Source organism: Desmonostoc vinosum, from assembly GCF_059505385.1.
On sequence record NZ_JCACKM010000314.1, the window covers coordinates 1 to 3,459 of the forward strand.

General features: G+C 42.5%; 3 protein-coding genes. 2 read left to right on the forward strand and 1 reads right to left on the reverse strand.

Annotated features, from left to right (window positions below; genetic code table 11):
- Positions 1–876: 876 nt before the first annotated feature.
- Positions 877–1,095 (reverse strand): hypothetical protein, encoded by a 219-nt coding sequence (locus AC5JMF_RS31760; protein ID WP_495799690.1) that lies wholly within the window; start codon positions 1,093–1,095, stop codon positions 877–879.
- Between the two features lie 247 nt (positions 1,096–1,342).
- Here AC5JMF_RS31760 and AC5JMF_RS31765 point away from each other — a divergent pair, with 247 nt between their 5' ends.
- Together AC5JMF_RS31765 and AC5JMF_RS31770 are read left to right on the forward strand one after the other, a co-directional pair.
- A complete protein-coding gene (locus tag AC5JMF_RS31765; protein ID WP_495799691.1) occupies positions 1,343–2,449 on the forward strand; it encodes a Zn-binding domain-containing protein in 1,107 nt (368 codons plus the stop codon).
- Positions 2,450–2,922: 473 nt separating this feature from the next.
- Positions 2,923–3,327: a YidH family protein gene (locus AC5JMF_RS31770; protein WP_495799692.1), complete on the forward strand. Its 405-nt coding sequence runs from the start codon at positions 2,923–2,925 to the stop codon at positions 3,325–3,327.
- Positions 3,328–3,459 lie beyond the last annotated feature (132 nt).

Sequence of the window (3,459 nt, forward strand, 5' to 3'; positions counted from 1 at the left end):
AATTATCAGTCTCGCCCGTCTCTACTTCCTAACTATTAGACCTGAATCCTTACTTTAGAAGTAGCAAACTATGCTCCAGATCCAAACTATCTTTTTTGAATTACCCCTTTGACTTTACCATTAAAGTCCGATTGCTTACCTCACGCTTGCAGCGATCGCTCCAAATGCCCTTTTATTAGTTTTTTTGTACTACTTTGCCCGTGCCTTACCTACCACTTTGTCAATATTTAGATGCGTTCGCCCTGCTTACAGGGCGCTCTGGCTTTATATATGAACTAAGGCCATAACATAAAATTATGCCAAGAAAAGGATGCGGGCTTGGCTTTGACTGCGCCTTAACCCTGTTTGATGAAACGGATGTTTGGAATGGAGGGGTTGCCCCAGGTAGTTCTTGTTAATCCTCATAGTGGAGTTTTCTCGCAAGGTGCAATGTGTCGTCCAACAATTGATAGACAGAAAGTTTCCGCCTAAGATCCGCAGTGGGCGGATAGGGTAGAGTCGATGGAGGGTATTATCCCTCGCACCTCTCTGTTAAATCTGGACGTGTAGTAGGGTAGGTAGCCAGTGAGTTACCATTTGTGGCACTTTTCCAACCACCCCCCTCCAAACTACGCATGACCGTTTCCGTATCACGTAGCTTTCCAGTAACCATTACGTTTTGAGAGCGTCACCATCGTAGCGACGCTCACGTATGATGTTCAGTATCGTTTTGGCTGTTCGCATCTCGCGTACCTCTCGATGTCTGTTACATCCAATTACCTGTGACACTTCGCTCTGTAAACGGTTCTCCCGTTCTCCCTGGTGGGGCGTTACTCCCACAACTACTATGCTCCCCAATCTACGATTCTGTGCGCCTTCAAAGAGAACTGGTATTAGCTACCCAACTATTACCCCACTGTTCCTATCTGTATAATCCGTACTTACAGTCACCTGCTGCCAAGCATCCAAATCCGTTTTAACCCATTCCAGTTTTTCCTGAATTAGGCTCATGGCATCCGTGCCTAACGCCAGTCGCATCGGTGGATGAGGACTTTCCACAGCTTGAATGATGGCTTGCGCTGCTTTCGCTGGATTGCCAAGTTGCTTACCATCCATATCTTTGAACCACTGCAATGAAGCCCCGCTCACCGGAACATAGGCATCAATGGATTGTTCGGCTGCTGCTAGAGAGCGTCCGTTGAAGTCTGTGCGAAATGCCCCAGGTTCAACTAAAGTGACTTTAATTCCAAAAGGTTCGACTTCTTTAGCCAGGGCTAAGGTGTAACACGACGGCGATTTTCGTGATACTTGTGAAAATTGCGGCGCAGAAATTAAACCTGATGCTCATGGCAATGTAGCCAAATTGACCCGTGTACTACCAATGGAAACTGCGATCGCTCGTCGTCGAGAACGGATCACTTGTGACGAGGAAGAACGGCTTAAATACGGCTACAACATTACAACTCACTTCCGTTACGCTAGTCAAAAGCGCAAATTAGCCAATGTTCAAGCGGCTTGTGGTACGCCAATGTTTAACTTAACCTACGGAGCTACAGCTACCATCTGGCGAATTAATCGCGGACTGAAGAAGAATAGAGAAGAACGAGGATTTAAGCTTAATCCAACAACAGGTGTATGGGGTGATAGTAAAAACCCACAAGCTCAACAAACACCTGACAGTCTACATACCGAAGTCAACTTAATGGTTGATGATACTTGCAATATCTTGGTTGTCGAACCATTAAATGTTCCAGCTGATAATAGAGAAGCCTTTATTGCTACCCTGCAATATGTGTTAGAAACAGCAATTCAGGCTGTGTATAAGTTGGAAGCTAATGAACTCGACTCCGAACGTCTAGGTGAAGGTAAGTATTTACTATTTTGGGAAGCAGCAGAAGGCGGTGCAGGTGTATTATCTCAGCTATTAGAAAAACCAGAGGCATTTAGAAAAATTGCTGATGCAGCTTTAGACATCTGCCATTTCAAGGAGCCGAAAGACAGTTGCATCCAAGCTTGTTATGAATGTTTGCTTTCTTACCGCAATCAGTTTGACCATGCGCTGATTAACCGTCACCTCATCAAACCTTGGCTTGATGTGCTACTTGAAAGTAATGCTATTGCTCAAGTTAAAGGGCTTTCTCGTGATGAGCAATATCAAAAACTGCTGGAGCAAACAGACCCTAACTCTAATTTTGAGCGTGTAGTGTTACAGGAGATTTACCAACGGGGTTACAAACTACCTGATGCTGCACAGGAATTGATTGCAGAGGCTAACTGTAAGCCAGATTTTATCTACAAAGAGGAGGCGATCGCTATTTTCTGTGATGGTTCAGTTCATAATAGCCCTGATAAGCGTAGGCAAGATCAGATTGAACGCGATAATCTCCGTTATAAAACTGGTTATACTTTGCTGACATTACGTTATGACGAAGGGTGGCAAGACAAATTAATTTTACTAAGAAGTTTATAAATTATCCCAAGTCAAGAACCAAAAACCAACAATCAAACTCAACAGCTTTTCTTCGTGGGCTTCCTGTCCAACAGAGAGCGTAGTAGGTCAATACCTAAATTGCTTCTCACTTAAGGCATAAACTCTTTTTTGAAAAATCTAACAGACTGTAAGTGAGTCTGGACATATTTTTCAAGAACTTTATTAATTCCTGAGCGTACAGTTTTCCCATTTTGGCATGATGGTTCCAATTTCTTTAGGAGGATGCAGAGTGATTTTTTTCTGTTTATAAATCAGTTATGAGTATAGTTTGATAGATAGATTTCTATGTCTATTGAGCAATTTCAAGAATTCTTCAACATTCATCAGATTAAATACACTTAAATACACAAACATTCATTATCCATTTGCCCATACATTACAGGAACTAACAGACTATGAACATTAATTAACAACAAATTTAATCAACATAGATTAGCCGAAACTAACACATTATGAGTCATTCTACCAATGATTTAGCGGCAGATCGTACCGAAATGGCCAAATACCGCAGTTGGGCAGCAGCAGATCGCACCTTAATGGCTTGGATACGCACCTGTCTGTCGTTAATTGGTTTTGGCTTTGGCATCCCCACCATCGTAAGGACGATTGAAAATACTCACCTGAGTCATAACCTTAACCCAGTGAGATTTTCGGTTATTGTTGGGCTATCTTTTATTGGCACAGGAATGTTAGGGATGGTTTTAGGGTTAAAAGAACATCATCAGCTACTTCAACAAATCCAAAGCGATCGCTATACTTACGAAACCTCTTATAGTGTGAAAATTGTTGGGGTAGCTTTACTAGTGATTGGCTTAGTTAGTTTTATCAGTGTAGTAATTAAATCTTGGAATTTTTAACAAGTTCCGTGGTTTTAAGTCCCCCCGTTCCATAACCGGCAAGTTTTGTAATGGGATTTAACCCCAATACAAAACTGAATTACGTTAGCGCAGCGGTAGCGAGTCCGCGATAGCGTTAGCGTTAGCGAAGCG

Excerpts from the sequence above, each read along its gene's own strand:
- AC5JMF_RS31760 (WP_495799690.1), bottom strand. The coding sequence starts at position 1,095 with ATGGATGGTAAGCAACTTGGCAATCCAGCGAAAGCAGCGCAAGCCATC.
- AC5JMF_RS31770 (WP_495799692.1), top strand. The coding sequence starts at position 2,923 with ATGAGTCATTCTACCAATGATTTAGCGGCAGATCGTACCGAAATGGCC.